The sequence below is a fragment of the Pseudoalteromonas sp. GB56 genome, assembly GCF_054923835.1.
The window spans coordinates 2,038,420-2,055,841 of record NZ_JBPCHK010000001.1; the positions used below are offsets into that span (position 1 = coordinate 2,038,420).

Annotated in this window: 17 protein-coding genes; 14 read left to right on the forward strand and 3 right to left on the reverse strand. The window is 42.9% G+C overall.

All coding sequences use genetic code 11. The features are described from left to right. Positions 1–39 precede the first annotated feature (39 nt). Genes ACH19P_RS09700 through ACH19P_RS09720 form a run of 5 tightly spaced genes read left to right on the forward strand, consistent with a single transcriptional unit; the run spans position 40 to position 4,788 of the window. Complete coding sequence (locus ACH19P_RS09700; RefSeq protein ID WP_347392313.1) at positions 40–1,197, forward strand: acyl-CoA dehydrogenase family protein; 1,158 nt, start codon at positions 40–42, stop codon at positions 1,195–1,197. An 8-nt stretch (positions 1,198–1,205) separates the two neighbouring features. Beyond that, on the forward strand, positions 1,206–1,982 hold the full coding sequence (locus tag ACH19P_RS09705; protein ID WP_462158373.1) for an enoyl-CoA hydratase: 777 nt from the start codon (positions 1,206–1,208) through the stop codon (positions 1,980–1,982). Then, a complete protein-coding gene (locus tag ACH19P_RS09710; RefSeq protein ID WP_462158374.1) occupies positions 1,982–3,115 on the forward strand; it encodes an enoyl-CoA hydratase/isomerase family protein in 1,134 nt (377 codons plus the stop codon). The genes ACH19P_RS09705 and ACH19P_RS09710 overlap by 1 nt, the downstream gene beginning before the upstream one ends. Positions 3,116–3,124: 9 nt before the next feature. Next, positions 3,125–4,012, forward strand: a complete 888-nt coding sequence (mmsB, locus tag ACH19P_RS09715) for a 3-hydroxyisobutyrate dehydrogenase (RefSeq protein WP_462158375.1) — start codon at positions 3,125–3,127, stop codon at positions 4,010–4,012. Positions 4,013–4,014: 2 nt separating this feature from the next. Next, entirely contained in the window at positions 4,015–4,788 is a 774-nt protein-coding gene (locus ACH19P_RS09720) for an SDR family oxidoreductase (RefSeq protein ID WP_462158376.1), read from the forward strand. 51 nt (positions 4,789–4,839) lie between these two features. On the opposite strand, the gene ACH19P_RS09725 is transcribed toward ACH19P_RS09720, so the two are convergent. Continuing rightward, positions 4,840–6,582, reverse strand: a complete 1,743-nt coding sequence (locus tag ACH19P_RS09725; protein ID WP_462158377.1) for a hypothetical protein — start codon at positions 6,580–6,582, stop codon at positions 4,840–4,842. A gap of 160 nt (positions 6,583–6,742) precedes the next feature. On the opposite strand from ACH19P_RS09725, the gene ACH19P_RS09730 reads away from it, so the two are divergent. Together ACH19P_RS09730 and rmf are read left to right on the forward strand one after the other, a co-directional pair. Continuing rightward, positions 6,743–8,560, forward strand: a complete 1,818-nt coding sequence (locus tag ACH19P_RS09730) for a protein kinase domain-containing protein (protein WP_462158378.1) — start codon at positions 6,743–6,745, stop codon at positions 8,558–8,560. 473 nt (positions 8,561–9,033) lie between these two features. Further along, positions 9,034–9,204, forward strand: a complete 171-nt coding sequence (gene rmf, locus ACH19P_RS09735) for a ribosome modulation factor (RefSeq protein ID WP_462158379.1) — start codon at positions 9,034–9,036, stop codon at positions 9,202–9,204. A 46-nt stretch (positions 9,205–9,250) separates the two neighbouring features. Here the strand turns inward: rmf and fabA are convergent, their stop codons facing one another. Further along, positions 9,251–9,766, reverse strand: coding sequence for a bifunctional 3-hydroxydecanoyl-ACP dehydratase/trans-2-decenoyl-ACP isomerase (fabA, locus tag ACH19P_RS09740; protein ID WP_462158380.1), 516 nt, complete (start codon positions 9,764–9,766; stop codon positions 9,251–9,253). Positions 9,767–10,005: 239 nt separating this feature from the next. Here fabA and ACH19P_RS09745 point away from each other — a divergent pair, with 239 nt between their 5' ends. The 7 genes from ACH19P_RS09745 to ACH19P_RS09775 all read left to right on the forward strand — a co-directional run bounded on the left by ACH19P_RS09745 (position 10,006) and on the right by ACH19P_RS09775 (position 15,995). Beyond that, complete coding sequence (locus tag ACH19P_RS09745) at positions 10,006–10,863, forward strand: 6-carboxytetrahydropterin synthase (RefSeq protein ID WP_462158381.1); 858 nt, start codon at positions 10,006–10,008, stop codon at positions 10,861–10,863. After that, positions 10,856–11,719, forward strand: coding sequence for a M23 family metallopeptidase (locus tag ACH19P_RS09750; RefSeq protein WP_462158382.1), 864 nt, complete (start codon positions 10,856–10,858; stop codon positions 11,717–11,719). Before ACH19P_RS09745 ends, ACH19P_RS09750 begins: the two co-directional genes overlap by 8 nt. After that, positions 11,712–12,152, forward strand: coding sequence for an acyl-CoA thioesterase (locus ACH19P_RS09755; RefSeq protein ID WP_462158383.1), 441 nt, complete (start codon positions 11,712–11,714; stop codon positions 12,150–12,152). The genes ACH19P_RS09750 and ACH19P_RS09755 overlap by 8 nt, the downstream gene beginning before the upstream one ends. A 214-nt stretch (positions 12,153–12,366) precedes the next feature. Then, a complete protein-coding gene (locus tag ACH19P_RS09760) occupies positions 12,367–13,188 on the forward strand; it encodes an alpha/beta hydrolase (RefSeq protein WP_462158384.1) in 822 nt (273 codons plus the stop codon). Between the two features lie 104 nt (positions 13,189–13,292). Next, on the forward strand, positions 13,293–13,751 hold the full coding sequence (locus ACH19P_RS09765) for a hypothetical protein (RefSeq protein WP_462158385.1): 459 nt from the start codon (positions 13,293–13,295) through the stop codon (positions 13,749–13,751). A 220-nt stretch (positions 13,752–13,971) separates the two neighbouring features. Continuing rightward, positions 13,972–15,174 carry a sensor domain-containing diguanylate cyclase gene (locus ACH19P_RS09770; protein ID WP_462158386.1) on the forward strand — a complete coding sequence of 401 codons (1,203 nt, stop codon included), beginning with the start codon at positions 13,972–13,974 and terminating at the stop codon, positions 15,172–15,174. Between the two features lie 452 nt (positions 15,175–15,626). Then, complete coding sequence (locus ACH19P_RS09775; RefSeq protein ID WP_462158387.1) at positions 15,627–15,995, forward strand: hypothetical protein; 369 nt, start codon at positions 15,627–15,629, stop codon at positions 15,993–15,995. 107 nt (positions 15,996–16,102) lie between these two features. On the opposite strand, the gene ACH19P_RS09780 is transcribed toward ACH19P_RS09775, so the two are convergent. Continuing rightward, positions 16,103–17,419, reverse strand: a complete 1,317-nt coding sequence (locus ACH19P_RS09780; RefSeq protein ID WP_462158388.1) for a Na+/H+ antiporter family protein — start codon at positions 17,417–17,419, stop codon at positions 16,103–16,105. Between the last annotated feature and the right edge of the window lie 3 nt (positions 17,420–17,422).

The following is a 17,422-nucleotide window of genomic DNA, read 5'->3' on the forward strand; positions in this document are numbered from 1 at the left end:
ATGGCACCCACTGATAACTGCAGTACAAGAGAGAAAGTTATGGATTTTAATTTATCAGAAGACCAACTTGCCTTTGCCGATATGGCAGAGCGCTTTGCGGCTCAAGAGATGGCACCATTTGCTGCAAAATGGGACCAAGAGCACATTTTCCCTAAAGAAACGATTCAAAAAGCGGGTGAGCTCGGCTTTTGTGCCTTGTATACACCAGAAGAAGCGGGCGGTTTAGGCCTGTCTCGTTTAGATTCAAGCATCATTTTTGAACAGCTAGCTAAAGGCTGTACGGCGACGACGGCTATGTTGACGATTCACAACATGGCGACGTGGATGGTGGCGAGCTTCGGTACGCAAACAGCAAAAGATATCTACTGTCCGGAGCTGGTTACAGGTGAAAAGCTTGCGTCATATTGCTTAACAGAGCCAGGCAGTGGTTCAGATGCCGCGTCACTTAAAACCAAAGCTGTTCGTGACGGTGATGACTACCTGATCACAGGTTCTAAAATGTTTATCTCGGGTGCGGGCAGCACCGATGTGCTTGTGGTCATGGCACGCACAGGTCAAGACGGTCCAAAGGGCATTAGTGCATTTGTAGTACCTGCTGACGCGCAAGGGATCATTTACGGTAAAGCGGAAGAGAAAATGGGTTGGAATGCGCAACCAACACGCCTTGTGACTTTTGAAAACGTACGTATTCCAGCGGACCATCTACTCGGTAATGAAGGCGAAGGCTTTAAGTTTGCGATGCAAGGACTCGATGGCGGTCGCATCAATATTGCAACTTGTTCAATTGGTACTGCGCAACAAGCGCTTAATACGGCTAAAGCATACCTAAAAGAGCGTGAGCAATTTGGCAAACCACTTGCCGCATTCCAAGCACTACAATTTAAACTAGCCGACATGAATACTGAACTTGTTGCAGCGCGCCAAATGGTACGTTTGGCAGCCTTTAAACTAGACTCAGGTGACAGTGAAAAGACCGCTTACTGCGCTATGGCAAAACGCTTTGCCACGGACGTGGGTGTAAAAGTTTGTGATGACGCACTGCAAATCCATGGTGGTTACGGCTACATCAAGGAATACCCACTTGAGCGTCATCTGCGTGATGTTCGTGTACACCAAATTCTTGAAGGTACGAACGAAATAATGCGCTTGATCGTAGCGCGTCGTATCTTGGCAGACGAAGTTAACGAAATTCTTTAGGAGGGACCATGAGCGCACAAATAAAAGTACAAATGCAAGGTCACACCGCTGTATTAACGATGAGTAACCCACCTGCAAACACGTGGACTGAGCAGACACTGTTAAGTTTGACGAACATCATTTGTGAATTAAATGCTGATAAAAACATCTTTGCACTGGTTATTACTGGTGAAGGCGAGAAGTTCTTCTCTGCGGGTGCTGACTTAAATATTTTTGCCGGCGGTGATAAAGGCGTTGCGGCGCAAATGTCACAAGTATTCGGTGCGGCATTCGAAGCATTGTCGAACTTCCGCGGTGTATCTATCGCTGCCATTAATGGCTTTGCCATGGGCGGTGGTCTTGAAGTGGCACTTGCGTGTGACATCCGTATTGCTGAAGAGCAAGCTCAAATGGCGTTACCAGAAGCCAAAGTTGGCCTATTACCGTGTGCTGGTGGCACACAGAACCTGTCTTGGTTGGTCGGTGAAGGCTGGGCGAAACGTATGATCTTGTGTGGTGAACGTCTAAAAGCAGACAAAGCGCTTGAAATTGGTTTAGTTGAAGAAGTTGTCGAAACAGGTGCCGCACTAGATAAGGCATTAGCGCTAGCAGAGCAAGTGGGCGAGCAAAGCCCTGTTGCTGTCAGCTTCTGTAAAGAGCTAATTCAAAAAGGTCGTCATGGCGATATCACTAGCGCGTTGCCACTTGAGCGTGAGCTATTCGTTAAATTATTTGATACCGCAGACCAAAAAGAAGGTGTGAATGCGTTTTTAGAAAAACGCAAAGCAAATTGGGTGAATGGCTAATGGAATCAATAATCCCTCTAAACAGTAATGATGCAGAGGTGGTGTTTGAGTTAGCCCAGTGTACTAACGGCGCCAAAATCGGATTGGTGACCTTGAATGTGCCAAAAGCACTCAACGCACTTAACCTAAACATGATTCGGTTGTTAGATAAACAACTCAAACATTGGGCCGAAGATGAAGAGTTGGCATTAGTCATTATCAAAGGCTCTGGTGACAAGGCTTTTTGTGCTGGTGGTGATGTGGTATCGCTGCACAAAGCAATGGCCACGGGCGAGCCAAAAGACTATGGCAAAACCTTCTTTAGTGAAGAGTACCGACTAGATTATGCTATTCATTGCTATGACAAGCCCATCATCGTTTGGGGTGATGGCTTTATCATGGGCGGCGGCATGGGGCTTATGGCCGGTGCAAGTCACCGCGTGGTTACCGAAAACTCAAAGTTAGCTATGCCGGAAATCACCATCGGTCTGTATCCCGATGTAGGTGGTAGCTACTTCTTGCAGAAATCTCCTGAAAATGTTGGTTTATTCCTTGGCCTTACAGGCGCAATCATGAACGCCGACGATGCTCGCTATGCGGCGCTGGCCGATCATAGCATCGACAGTGACCGTTTTGACTCATTACTTGAGACCTTAGGTACGCAGAGTTGGGGCAAAGTAGCGGCTCTGAATCATGACAAACTCACGCAAATATTGAAAAAATTCGATAACGACTCTCGTGCTATGGAAAAAGGCGGGCTACGTAAACATCAAGCAGTCATCGCAAAGCTTGGCGATTACCAAACCCTAGCTGAAAAAGTTAATTATCTCAGTGGAATAGATACCGAAGATAAGTGGCTTGGGCGGGCGATTAAAACGCTTAAAAACGGCTGCCCATTGAGTGCCCACCTTGTGTTTGAACAGTTAAAACGTGCGCAAGGGCTATCCCTTAAAGCCTGTTTCAAGATGGAATTGGGTATGTCTGTGCATTGCTGTGAAGTAGGTGAATTCCAAGAGGGTGTGCGTGCGTTGTTAATCGACAAAGACATGACACCCAAGTGGCAATATCCAAAATTGGACAGCGTACCGCAGGAAGTCATCGAGCAATTTTTTGCGCCTCAGTGGGAAGAAAACCCACTCGAAACCTTAGTTTAGGAGTCAATTATGGCGAAGATTGGATTTATTGGATTAGGTAATATGGGCGCACCGATGGCGCGCAACCTGATCAAAGCAGGGCATGATGTTCAGGTATTTGACCTAAACCAACACGTGGTAAGTCAGTTGGCGGAAGAGGGCGCGACTGCATGTAAAAACGCGGTTGATGTAACGGTTGATGCGCAATTCGTGATTAGCATGCTGCCTGCGGCAAAACACGTACAACAGCTGTATTTAGGTGAAAATGGCCTGATTGAGTGCTTAAGTCAGGATACCCTTGTTATTGATTGTTCAACCATAGATGCAGCAAGCGCAAAGCACGTCGGTGAAACGCTCGAGAGCAAAGGTATCTCATTTGTTGATGCCCCAGTATCAGGTGGTGTAGCAGGTGCAGCAGCCGGCACACTCACATTCATTGTTGGCGGCGATGATGCCCATTTTGAAGCGGTTAAACCGATTCTTGAGAATATGGGCAAGAACATCTTTCATGCCGGTGCGATGGGCGCGGGCCAAGTAGCTAAAATCTGCAACAACATGCTTCTGAGCATTCTCATGGCTGGCACCAGTGAAGCAATTCAAATGGGTATTAACCATGGTTTAGACCCTAAAGTGCTATCGGATATTATGCTCAGTAGCTCTGGTCGAAACTGGACGTTGGAATTATATAACCCATGTCCGGGTGTGATTGATTCAGTGCCTTCAAGTAACAACTACGAGCCAGGCTTTATGGTTGATTTAATGGCTAAGGATTTAGGTTTAGCCATGGAAGCAGCGCAACATTCTGGTTCAGCGACCCCACTTGGTGCGCTGAGCAAGAACCTTTACACCCTGCTGCAAAACCAAGGTGCAGGCAAACAAGATTTCAGTTCTATTTTCACTTTATTTGAGAAGAAGTAACTATGGATTTAATGAACAAAACCATCGTGGTTACCGGCGGCGCGCAAGGCTTGGGTCTTGCAATGGCGACAATGACAGCACAACATGGTGCGCAACTCGCGTTAATTGATATGGACAGCGCATTGCTCGATGAAGCGGTGGCGCAATTGAAAGCTGAAAACATCAACAAAGATGCCAAGGTTCGTGGCTATGTTGCTAACGTCAGTGTAGAACAAGAAGTAGAATCAACTTTCGCAGCTATTGCAGAAGAATTCGGTGCAATTCACGGCTTAATCAACAACGCCGGTATTTTGCGTGATGGCCTTTTCATCAAGGCTAAAGAAGGCAAAGTGATTGATAAAATGTCATTGTCACAATTCCAATCTGTTATTGATGTAAACCTAACGGGCGTTTTCCTTTGTGGCCGCGAAGCGGCTGTGCACATGGTTGAAGGCGGCGAGGGTGGTGTGATCATCAACATGAGTAGTGTTGCGCGTGCCGGTAACATGGGGCAAACAAACTATTCTGCGGCGAAATCAGGTGTTGTTGCGATGACAACGAGCTGGGCGAAAGAGCTTGGCCGATTCGGTATTCGTGTGGGTGCAATTGCACCGGGTGTGATCCGCACCAAAATGACCGACGCGATGAAGCCTGAAGCAAAAGAACGCCTTGTGCAAATGAAACCTGTGGGTCGTTTAGGTGAAGCAGAAGAAATTGCACATACTGCTAAGTACATTTTTGAAAACGACTTCTTCACGGGTCGTGTAGTAGAAATTGATGGTGGTATTCGTCTTTAAATAGACGCGATAGAGATTAAAAAGGGCGGTTATGGTAACCGCCCTTTTTTATTAGTTTTTACGGATATGTGATGACGAACTCAATTGCAAGCCGTGTTTATTAATATCTGTAGTTACAGAGCTGCTAATATTTTGCTCTGCCAATGCTTTGAATTCAGGCGGTAATTCTTCACCTGATGCCTCAGACGCTTGAACCAACAATTTCATAAACGGTTCAAGTTGCACAGACACACCCACTAAACCATTTGCGACAAGGGCTTCGGTTTTTAATGCTTGAGCTGTTTTAGCGGCACTATCACCACTGTATAAAGTGATGTGATTACCGTTTACAGCTAATTTAGCATCGATAGGTAATTCCATGCCTTGTGCTAATTCAGAGATAGAAACAGCCGTGCCATCATCTGGGATTTCAATTTGCGCTAACTCAGGAGCGAAGCTCTTGGCTGTGTTAATCAGCGTCATTGGATCGTCTGCACTGAGCGTTACAATGCCGTTAAATTCCTTTAGGTCAGGCATATCGGGGTTACTCAAATCTAGGTTCATATCATTAATGCTAACACTGAAGCCTTTAATACCAGAGAACATGCCAGTTGCCATAGCAATGGCCATGGGGTTAGCCTGTTTCGCTTGCTGCTGTGCCATTATCAATGGTTCACACTGGAACTCGGCTTTGGTAAAAGACTGCCAAATGGTATTCGTGAACGCTGCTACTTTGCTTACGTCGATACCGTAACCAACGCTCAGCATTGCCGATTCTGATTGCGTAACGTGTGAAGGGATAAAGCCACGAATTGAGGCCATGGCACCGAGTAAATCAGCATCGGTGCTCTCCAATACTAGGTCAGCGTCGATATTCGCGAACGTGTCCGTGACTTCTAATTTCTTAGTACCCGATACAATGGCTGGAAATTTAGCTGCAATTTGCGGTAAATCCGCTTTACAGCCTGGTGTGCGGATCATCGCTAAGGCATCTGGATTACCACTCGTAGATAGAATTGTATCGATCATTTGTGATAAACGAGATGGCTTATCATTGACCAAGGCTGATACAAGCGCAGTGTTATCAATAAAGTTAACTGAGCTGCCGTCCCATTCGTATTTGTTAGTGTAATCTTGTAAACGTGTCGTCGCAGAAAGCGCAGTTGCTGGCTTTTTAGTGCCAAGAGCAATCGCTAGGTCATCTTGATTGGTCAATAATGCCGTATCAAGCGTGAGCGTTAACCAATTGCCTTGCTTAGCGACAACTAAATCAATTGAGTTTGTTTCATCAATTGGCATTTTAACGCGAGTGTAGGCAACATTATTCAAACTTTCGTCGCTGTAACTTATCCCTGATTCATCTGCAGAGGCTTTGACGGTGTCGATGAATGTTTGTGGATTTGCAAGCTCCAATTTTACAACGGGCATTAACCCAATCGCATAAGTTAAGTATCGTAGCTCATTGCCCAAGCCCCATACTTCAGCACCTTGTTGTTTTAATGTCGCTTGTTCATATTTCGCTAAAAGTGACAACATAAACGCAGCGCTTGGATTAGCATTTCCTTGCCCTTCAAATGCTTTTTTAATCTCTTCGTATTGCGAGCCTAACTCTTCAGCGGAGCTAAGTTGTGGCAATAACGCACTGTATTTTTCGTACGGAAACGGCGTTAATTGCGAGGCAAAAAATAATGTATCGGCTGGGACATAATCGAGTTCAGCCATTTTAATGTGTGCAACACTCGTATTGCTCTGCTGATAATAAAGGCCAGCTGCGATAGCACCTATTGCGACTGCGCCTAGTAGGATTTTCTTCATGAGAACTCCATTTCGTTGATTTATTAAATTTATGTAAAAAATCATACTGTATAGGTGCTCACTGAACAAGCAAACACTGAGTCTATTTTGTTTCCTATTATTTCAGGATTAACAAAAAAAGCGTAAACTGCGCAGAGAGTTAGGTATATCAGAGGTTTCCGTGGCACGAAGGCCAATCACCAATTTTTACATCAATGAAGAGCAATCCATCTATTTGCTCTCACACCGTGATGCGAAAAAGCACAAGCAATGGTTAAATATCTGTATAAAGCAACTGACCATGCTTGGCTATCGTGATGTTGAGCTCATTGGTTCCGGTGCGTTTGGGTTTGTGTTTGCAGGTATAGATGACGAATACCAACAGTGGGTGTTTAAATTCTCGCGGATAACCTTAGCTCAGTCAGTGCGCGACCGCTTAGAAGATGAAGCCTATATGTTGTCGCGCTTTAATCATCCGATGATCCCGAAGTACTTCGCGTTTGAACGTATTAAAAAGCAAGGGATCTTGATGATGGCCCGCTCTAAAGGCCATGATCTGGAGTATTTCTCACTGCGACAAGGGAAAATTCAACCTAAGCAGGTATTGGCGCTAGCGTTACAGCTTCACACATTGCTACTCGTTCTGCGAGAGCATCGCAATGGTATAACACCGACTCCGGTGGTTCATGGCGATATAAAACCGTCGAATCTTGTATGGGATCCAGTGAGTCGCAATTTGTCGTTGGTGGACTGGGGAAGTTCCGTTTACGCACAACTCGACGCTCGAAGAAACCCTGTTGGCGCGAATGTTATGGACTTGATGTCTTCTGATATCACCAATACCAATGCGCGTATGGGCGATGTGTATTTTATAGGTGACGAACAAATGTCGGGTGAAAAATCGTCACCGAGATTTGATGAACAAGGCGTGGCATCAACGCTGTATGCTTTAGCGTCTGCACAGTCCTGCCGGTTTGGCGCACAAGTTATCCCGGCAAGCTCTTTGGGCCTACCGGCGGAATTCGCCCGAGTTATTGACGGTATGTTGTCTAAAGACAAAGACATAAGAGATAAAGCAGGCGATTATTTTATGCGCAATATGCCGGCAATGGCTAAAGCATACATCCCTGAATTACAGCGTGAAGCAACAAAGTCTCTGATCCCATTTTGGAGTTCTCACGCACACACTTTGCCAGACACTGTTGTATACAGCTCGCGCAAACAATTCCTTCGACAAGCAGACAGCGAGCATCGCTTAGTTGATGTAAATGACGCGCAATTGGAGCGTTATTACAGGGAATTCTTATTTGATACCGGTGACACAGAAAAAGCATTTCTAGCTTCCATTAGCCGGTTAGCCAAATACCCCGTGGTTGGTGGCCTGAGTTTTCATTGGAAACAAGATAACTTGTTCGTTGAGTCCAGTTTAATCCTTTATGATGAATCACTCCAATTGGCCTTTCAAGACGCCGTTGATAACACTGTAAAGTTGGCGCAAGGCATTGAACAAAAAGGTTTATTTAAATGTTGCTTGTTTGACGCTAGGCAGACTATACAAGTTGAGCGCGATGCCACGGGGGCATATGTATTTGAAGACTTGCCACAGTTAAGTTATGACATTATTGACATCCCGAGCACCGAAACGTTACGACCGCATTCCTATTTCGAAGATGGCAAAGATCCAGACGAACAATTACAACTTCCAAAAAAAATCATCCAATGCGTATTCGAGTTAAATAAAATTCATCACACTGGGTGCATTATTTTTGAATCTTTGTCACAACGTCTAAAGATCCACCATTATTATCGCCTGCTGGATGCCACGCAGGAGTCGAAATTCAGCGAATTACTCAATGAAATCATGCAATACGCAATGAGTATAGAGGGTGTGGGCGTTGCAGGTTTTATGAAACTCCCTTACAAAAACACCCGCGAGTTCGACTTGTGTATTAGGCAAGACGACCACTTCTTATCAAAAAACCCAAAAAAACATAGTTGATGCAAAAATTAACATCAAAATGAGCACTCAAAACTGATTGTAAGACTCTTATGCCCGAGTCATTTAGAGACTTAAACCCTCGTGGAATTTTATTTCAAATTGATTACAAATTAGGGGTTGAAAAGTAAATTAATTGGGCGCAAATTGAAACTATAGACAAGGGGAACTTAAACCGTTCTTGCGTTGTCTTTAATACTGATAGAGCGTACGGCGTTCTAAGAATTTGAGGCAAAAGCCATCATAGTTAGTATTCCAACAACACAGAAGAGTCCATGTAATTCGGTCGAAGAAACAGAGGTACGACCAAAAATTTTTTTCGAACTAAATTAAATTAACTGTCAGCCAGTTACACAATGTCAATACGGCTGTACAAATTTTATACATTGAAAGTGACAGTTTTATTAACTATTCATTACGTGTAGATAATAAAAACTACACAGTACGAAAACTATAAAATGGTGAGGACTTTACCTATGAAGAGACAAAAACGTGATCGTCTAGAACGCGCCCATTCTCAAGGTTATAAAGCAGGCATGGCAGGCCGCTCAAAAGAAAACTGCCCCTACCAACAACTCGATCCACGTTCACAATGGCTAGGTGGCTGGCGAGAAGCCATCGAAGAAAGGTCAATGTATAAAGTCTAAAGAAGTATTAACGCCGCTAATAAGCGGCGTTTTTAATGGGGGGGGGTTAGAAAGCACTCGTATCTTGGAAAAGACCAACTTTTAAATCTTTAGCTTCATAGATAACTCGGCCGTCTACTTCAACCGTGCCATCAGCTAGGCCCATAAATAACTTACGTTTGATAACACGCTTCATTTCGATGCGATAAGTTACTTTTTTAGCGGTAGGTAGGATTTGGCCTGTGAATTTAACTTCACCTACACCCAATGCACGGCCAAGACCAGGACCACCTGACCAACCTAAGAAAAATCCAACTAGCTGCCACATTGCGTCAAGGCCAAGACAACCAGGCATTACAGGGTCACCTTTGAAGTGACAATCGAAGAACCAAAGTGAAGGGTCAATATCAAGCTCTGCAACGATTTGACCTTTTCCGTGTTCACCGCCATCTTCAGTGATAGAAACAATGCGGTCCATCATCAACATGTTGTCGCTTGGTAAACGGCAGTTCTCATCGCCGAATAGTTTGCCTTCACCACAAATGACTAAATCTTCTTTTGTATAGCTGTTCTTACGTTCCATAACACACTTATCGTTTTCAAAAATTTGCAGCTACTTTAGCGTACACATGTACGCTAAACAACTCTGAGCAGTGATTTAATGCGCTATTTTTACGCCATTTTTGTGTAAAAAATGTGAAGGTGGTGTTCTTTCGTTGTAATGATAAGAATAATTGCTATTTCTGTATGTAAAAGGGCAGAAAAGTGCTGCCATACTCTGTATAATTTGGAATAAATATTTGCAGCGTAAAAGGCTAATACATGACTCTATTCGTTAATAATCTCACGGTTATCGATTTTTCTTATTTTTGTACCAAGCGTGGACCAATTGGCGAAAGTTGGATTGTTGATTTGACCCTAGAGGGTGATTTAAACGACGAGTCTATGGTGTTGGATTTCGCGCTGGTAAAAAAACAAGTTAAGCGCATTATTGATGCATCCGTTGACCATTCATTGGCGGTTCCGATGCAAGCTGATTTACAGTTCGTAGAAGCAGACGGTTACTGTAAGGTCGACGCTACGTTTGCGGATAATTGTCACTTTGCTATGTATGCACCACTTGAGGCTGTCAGTAAGATTGATGCGCCTGAAATAAGCGAACATTCTGTTATTGAATATTTAAAAGCACTAATTCAGCCTGAACTGCCAGCGAATGTCACTGGTCTAGGTATTAGTTTGCGCCCAGAACCAAGTAACAGTTTTTACTACCATTATTCACACGGCTTGAAAAAGCACGATGGCAACTGTCAGCGTATTGTGCACGGCCACCGTAGCACGATTGGCATTGAATTAGATGGTATGCAGATGCCGCGCTTACAAAAACTGTGGTCTGAACGCTGGCGCGACATTTACTTATTGAGCGAAGAAGACAAAGTAAGCTCAGTTGAGCTGCAACATATTGATGCTAAAGAAGGCGATATCTGCAGCAAATACAACGCAAATCAAGGAGAGTTTGAGCTCGCAATCAGTGCTCAATGTGTTGATGTTTTACCATGTGACACCACGGTAGAGTGTATCGCTGACTACATCGCCCAAGAATTAAAACGTGAGCATCCAGACAATGCGATTAAAGTGACAGCGTATGAAGGGGTCGGTAAAGGTTCGATAAGTTATGCTTAACAAACTAAAGTCCTTAGGCGTGTTACTCATTTTTTGTGGGTGGAGCGGCGTGTCCGTTGCGCAACAAAATAATGCACTACCATACCCGTTAGTAAAAGGTGAATTGACGCAAGGTGCTATGCTTGTTGGCCAGTTGCCCGACGCGCAAAAGGTTGTATTTGCCGACCGTGATTTAATGCGCGACGAGCGAGGCCATTTTGTATTTGGTGTTGGCCGTGACGCTGAACAAAAGCAAGTATTAAAATGGCAAGATAAAACGGGTGTATGGCAGCAATTGACGTTCGATGTAAAGGCGCGCAACTACAAAATTGATAAAATTGAAGGTGTGGAGCAAAAATACGTGTCACCTGCACCTGAAGTAAGCGAACGAATTCGTAATGATGCAGTAATGGTAAAGAACGCGCGTGCAGTCGCATCAACGAGAACTGATTTCTTAGCGCCAGTGTATCGACCAGCCAGTGGACGTATTTCTGGAGTCTACGGTAGCCAGCGATACTTTAACGGCACCCCAAAACGTCCACATTTTGGCTTCGATATTGCCAACAAAACCGGCACGCCAATCTATGCACCCATGCCAGGCAAAGTGGTGTTCGCACACGCAGATTTATACTACTCCGGCGGCACCTTGATTCTTGACCATGGTCACGGCATTACTTCAACTTATATCCATATGCATAAGGTTACTGTGGAGCAGGGTGAGGAGGTCGTAACGGGCGAGCAAATTGGTCAAATAGGCGCAACGGGTCGCGTTACAGGCCCCCATTTAGATTGGCGTTTAAATTGGTTTGATACCCGTTTGGACCCACAAATTTTAATGATAGATACTCTAGCGAGCGAAGCTAAAACGAATGACTAAACCACTTGATAAAGATGCTGTTGTAGCACAACGAATCAAAGACTCAATTACTCACGTCACCAAAACTGTATTCCCAGGTCGTACGAACCATCACAACACTCTATTTGGTGGTGATGCATTGGCATGGATGGATGAAGTTGCATTTATCGCTGCGACTCGTTTTTGTCGTAAGCCCTTGGTAACAATTTCTTCAGATAGAGTTGATTTTAAAGAAGCTATTCCAGCCGGCACTTTTGCTGAATTGGTGTCTAAAGTAGTGCACGTAGGAAACACGAGTTTAAAGGTAGATGTAGAGATCTTCTTAGAGACTATGCACAAAGATGACAAACATTTAGCTATTTGTGGTAGCTTCACTTTTGTTGCTGTTGATGAAAATCATCGTCCAACACCGGTAGTGTGTGAAAAAATGTTAAATGGTTTTAAAGGCATTTAATACAAAATAACATGATAGTGCAGAGGAGCAGTTTGCTCCTCTTTAACGAATATGCAATGAACACATCATACTAAATGTGTCGTCATATGCACCGTAACAACAAAGAAACAAGGAGAATAGGGTAACCAAGCGTGGCCGATACATATTTGAAATTGCTAAAAATAAGCGCTTTAATGATTTTACCGAGAATATGGTATGCGTAGTAACAATAATAATGAACAAACTACTTTTTATAATTCTTATAGCGCTAAGCGGTGTGACGCATGGTAGTTCGTTGCCGCAAAAAATAAGTGAAGCCGACTTTGTACTAGGTAAGAGTTTAACTATTTCTTCAGAAGTTTTAGATGAGCAACGAGTTCTCAATGTCTATCTTCCAGCCAGTTATAACGATGGAGAACAAAAAGACTATCCAGTTATTTATCTCCTCGACGGGTCCGAAGATGAAGACTTTATTCATATTGCTGGTCTCGTTCAATTTGCGTCGTTTCCTTGGATTAAAACTGTTCCAGAATCTATCGTTGTGGGTATCGCTAATGTGGACCGCAAACGTGATTTTACATATCCGTCCAACAATGAGCTTGATCAAAGGGAATTTCCAACGTCTGGCCAATCAGCGGCCTTTATTTCGTTTCTTGCACAAGAATTACAACCCTTCATTGAAGGGTCATTCAGAACGACAAACCATAAAACGCTTATCGGCCAGTCGCTAGGGGGCCTGGTAACGACCGAAATTCTCTTTAGCCAACAACAGCTTTTCAATAACTACGTCATTGTAAGCCCCAGTTTGTGGTGGGATGACGAAAAGTTACTTCAACAACACGTGCCCAAATTGATGGCAGGTACTTCTATCTACATTGCAGTGGGTAATGAAGGAGAGGTGATGGAACGTGTAGCAAAGCAGTTGTACGAAAAGCTTGTTGCTATCGATAGCCAAGGTAGCAAATTACGCTTCGATTTTTTGGAGGATAGAAATCACGGTGACGCGCTACATTTAGCTGTTTACAACGCGTTTTCGCATTTTTATAGAGATAATTAAATAGACAATTAATACAAGGGGTACATGGTTATAGTTGTAATATTTAACCGCATTGCTAGTTATTAACTAAGACGAAATTCGATTTAATAAAAGGAAACTATTCAATGAGCAAAACCCTAATTTGTGTTTTGGTGACGCTTTGTTCGAACTATGGATATGCTAACAACCTACATGAATATAATTTAAATACTTCTGATGATATAAAATCTATTTATTGGCTCAGCAAGCTAGAAGATAGTGCTATCGTCTATGCGCGATTTGACGACTTCTACGCACTTAGAGATTTAATAGATAAGACGATTCTCACCAGCAGTATATCGTCAGAGTTTAACGGAACCTTAGAGAATGCAGATAAACTACTTTTAATGATGCCAGAGCAGGAAGATATTTTTGAAGTCTTCATAACCGACTATCACATAGTTTTTAACGGGTTACATTATCAGGTGGATGGTGAATTGATTAATTCAGTAAAAGCTCTGAATGACACTCGCATTTATAGAGGGGATTCAATCTCGCAAAGCGCGTTGTTTAGTGCTAAGGAAAGATTTGGCCGTAACTTCTGAGTTCCTCTGTTGATATTTGGAGCAACGCTAGAACTAACCTTCAATACCTCAAAATCGTTCAACATGAATAATGAAAGGGGTCTTGGAGACAATCGCAAATTCCTCTATTTAAACACCACATGACACCAATCTATCTAAAAATCAACGTGACATCAGTGTGATAGTGATTCATAGTCTATTATTGTTTTAACATAGTAATAATTAAATAACGCACGAGGGCTTGGAAATCGTCGCCTTTATAATCCTAGTTTTAGTTTCGGCACTGGTGCTAGCCATAATCAAAAATAGACAGTATCGACGAGAGATACATGTTGCTAGACTCAATAAAAATCGAGCCGATATCATTAATAAAATAGCTAAGTGTATCAATTCTGAATTAGCACCAGAAAATATAATCTCCATTGCGCTAGAAGACATTGGCCAATACTTCCCGATGTATCGTGTATCCTACTCAACAATTTCAGCCAAAGGGATATTAACTGTACATAGCTGTATTCCAAGAGAAAACTTACCCTCAATTGAAAATGTTCAAGCTGATTTAACTATCGCACCTCAATACCTTGCTGCGCTAAAAAATCAAAAGATAATAGCAATTGATGATGTGGAAAAAGATTCACTCGTCATGCCTTTAAAAGACGCTTTTGTTGCGGGTAGAACCAGAGCTTTATTAGATGCGCCCATAATTGTAAAAAATAACGTGGTGGGCTTATTTTGCATAGACAGCGCGTCAGCTAAACATTGGTCATGCTATGAAATTGAAATAATAAAAGAAGTTACCTCTTACATTGAAATCGCTATTCGCCAGGCTAACTACGTGATGGATATAGAGGAAATGGCAGATAAGTTAGAAAAATATAATCATAGCCTTGAGCAACAAGTCAAAGCGCGTACAGCAGAACTTGAAATTGCTATACAAAGAGCCGAATCACTCGCTTTAACAGATGAATTAACCGAACTTCCTAATCGCAGAGCTTTCTACAAAATGGCAGAGTATCAGCATTCACAGGCTGTACGTTACTGTAAGTCCTACAGTGTGTTGATATTTGACATCGATGACTTCAAGAAGATTAATGATACTTTTGGACACGCGGCTGGCGATACGGTACTCAAATCTCTATCAGCGTTAGTACGTCAATCCTTAAGGAAATCTGATGTCGTAGGACGAATAGGCGGTGAAGAATTCGCTATGTTACTACCTGAAACACCACTTAAGGAGGCTCAAGATATTGGAGAGCGTTTGAGATCACAAGTAGAACAAAGCAAAGTGACATATGAGCAACACACCATATCTTACACCTTGTCGATTGGTGTATCGCAGCTCAAAGATAACAATCTAAGCTTAGATAATGTTTTGGCTCTGGCCGATACGGCGTTGTATCAGGCTAAAGCGACAGGCCGAAATCGGGTAAGCAGTACACGTTAACGTGAGATTGCTGTGAAGATGTTTGCTTGCTTAGCCCAACAGAGCCGTTGCTATGTCTACTAATGACAATGTAAGAGATTGAAATAACAATATCGATAGGAATAATTAGGCTCTTAAGTGAATTATTTTGATATTTATAAAGGTTGGGGAATTCCCGTTGTTAAAATTGGTAACGGCTTGTTAGTGGCAAGAGTTTGATGCCAAGGTAACTATTAAAGCAATTGTTGAATCTAGGTACCACCTTTTAGGCTATGACTGTTTTACTGTCCTATCAGATGGTAAACGGCAACCCCATATTAATTTTTGCGCTTCATTCTCGAAAGATAATCAGCCTTCTGTAGAGCAAATGATTAACAGCATAAAGAGTGATCCAATAGAAATTACACATTATGAATTTGTTTTTTCTACCTGAGGTGAACAAGTCCAGCACTGCTTGCAGGGTATTATGGAAAATGAGTGATGTAAATTGCGTTCAAATATGTGGCACAGAGGAAAATATTATAAGCGTGCAGATGAATCAATTATTCGGTAAGAATGTAATAAGTATCAAAGCAACACCAGATAGAAGCGAACTTAAGATTATTGTTTTGCATGAAGATGGCTACCATGACTCTGTTAATGTTCGCTTTTTTAATTCTGATAAATCACCTATCACAATCGAATTTTCATATTTATCAATTGGAATGATTTTCGATCCTGATACTGAAACAATGAGTCTAGGCGAATTTGAATATGTGCGACCAATCAAAAATGGTTTTGAAGTGTTTGGTGATTTTGGAACCATTTGGGTATGTTGTGATTCCATTTCACCTAAATTGTAATTATTCATAGTAACCACACATCTAGCACCAAGGTGAACAAGTATTCCTGTAACCAATCACCATGTTTGGTGTTAATCTTCAATCGTTAGCGATTGTGGTATGGAAAATTACAACACCATTGCTGCTACCCAACCAAATATCACCAAGGGAATATTAAAGTGAACAAAGGTGGGAACCACAGAATCCCAAATATGATCGTGCTGGCCATCTGCATTCAAACCAGACGTTGGTCCCAAGGTAGAGTCAGAAGCAGGGGAGCCAGCATCGCCTAAAGCTCCTGCTGTGCCAACAAGGGCGACGGTGGCCATGGGGGAAAAGCCGATTTCCATGCACAGCGGGACAAACAAGGCGGCAATAATTGGCACAGTTGAGAACGAGCTACCGATCCCCATGGTGATCATTAAGCCTACAAGTAATATCAAGATCGCAGCAAGGGCTTTATTGTCACCTATTATGTGTGCAGTGCTCTTAACTAACGTCGTTATATGTCCTGTGGCTTTCATAACTTCCGCAAAGCCTTGAGCAGAGATCATTATAAAACCAATCATGGCCATCATCGCTACGCCTTGAGAAAATACGTCTTGATTTTCTTGCCACTTAACAACGCCGAATACCGTGAATACGACAACGCCCACTAATCCGCCTAGTATCATAGATTGACTCATGTACTGAGCCACGAGTGACAACACAACGGCGAGCGTGCCAACAATCAACACGCGATGTTGGTTGTCTACTGTGAGAGGTTGTTCATCATTGGCATGAACATCGCTATATTGACGTTTACCACGATAACTAATGAAAACAGCGACACATAGACCGGCTAACATACCCAAGGCAGGAATGAGCATAGCCTGCGGAACCAAGTCTTTATCAATTACTAATGCATTTTCTACGAGATTTAGGTGTAAGATATTAAATAGGTATATACCACCAAAACCGTAGGGAAGTACCATATAGGCTGTTGCTAAACCAAATGTGAGAATACAGGCTATTGCACGTCTATCTAATTGTAATTTATTGAAAATTCCCAATAAAGGTGGAATGAGAATCGGAATAAAAGCTATGTGCACGGGGATGATATTTTGTGAGCTTAAAGCACAAGCTAACATCACCGCCATTATCGCATACGATAAATAGCTATCCGATGTACCTTCGTGATGCATCATCTTGAGTAGTTTTTGTGCGAGTAGGTTAGTCATCCCAGACTTAGCTATTGCCACTGCGAAAGCACCCAACATTGCATAACTCAATGCAATCTCAGCCCCTCCTGATAAACCAGAATTAAACGCTTCAACTGTAGTGGTTAGAGACAGGCCAGCTAACAACCCACTAGTTATTGCCGCCACAACCATAGCTACAATTACATTGACGCGAAAAAGGGTAAGGATGAGCATGAGTAAAACGCCCAATACGACAGCATTCATTTA

Coding starts and splice junctions, on each gene's coding strand:
- ACH19P_RS09750 (WP_462158382.1), top strand. CDS start 10,856: ATGCTTAACAAACTAAAGTCCTTAGGCGTGTTACTCATTTTTTGTGGG.
- ACH19P_RS09765 (WP_462158385.1), top strand. CDS start 13,293: ATGAGCAAAACCCTAATTTGTGTTTTGGTGACGCTTTGTTCGAACTAT.
- fabA (WP_462158380.1), bottom strand. CDS start 9,766: ATGGAACGTAAGAACAGCTATACAAAAGAAGATTTAGTCATTTGTGGT.
- ACH19P_RS09710 (WP_462158374.1), top strand. CDS start 1,982: ATGGAATCAATAATCCCTCTAAACAGTAATGATGCAGAGGTGGTGTTT.
- mmsB (WP_462158375.1), top strand. CDS start 3,125: ATGGCGAAGATTGGATTTATTGGATTAGGTAATATGGGCGCACCGATG.
- ACH19P_RS09775 (WP_462158387.1), top strand. CDS start 15,627: ATGAGTGATGTAAATTGCGTTCAAATATGTGGCACAGAGGAAAATATT.
- rmf (WP_462158379.1), top strand. CDS start 9,034: ATGAAGAGACAAAAACGTGATCGTCTAGAACGCGCCCATTCTCAAGGT.
- ACH19P_RS09745 (WP_462158381.1), top strand. CDS start 10,006: ATGACTCTATTCGTTAATAATCTCACGGTTATCGATTTTTCTTATTTT.
- ACH19P_RS09725 (WP_462158377.1), bottom strand. CDS start 6,582: ATGAAGAAAATCCTACTAGGCGCAGTCGCAATAGGTGCTATCGCAGCT.
- ACH19P_RS09760 (WP_462158384.1), top strand. CDS start 12,367: ATGAACAAACTACTTTTTATAATTCTTATAGCGCTAAGCGGTGTGACG.
- ACH19P_RS09720 (WP_462158376.1), top strand. CDS start 4,015: ATGGATTTAATGAACAAAACCATCGTGGTTACCGGCGGCGCGCAAGGC.
- ACH19P_RS09755 (WP_462158383.1), top strand. CDS start 11,712: ATGACTAAACCACTTGATAAAGATGCTGTTGTAGCACAACGAATCAAA.
- ACH19P_RS09705 (WP_462158373.1), top strand. CDS start 1,206: ATGAGCGCACAAATAAAAGTACAAATGCAAGGTCACACCGCTGTATTA.
- ACH19P_RS09700 (WP_347392313.1), top strand. CDS start 40: ATGGATTTTAATTTATCAGAAGACCAACTTGCCTTTGCCGATATGGCA.
- ACH19P_RS09780 (WP_462158388.1), bottom strand. CDS start 17,419: ATGAATGCTGTCGTATTGGGCGTTTTACTCATGCTCATCCTTACCCTT.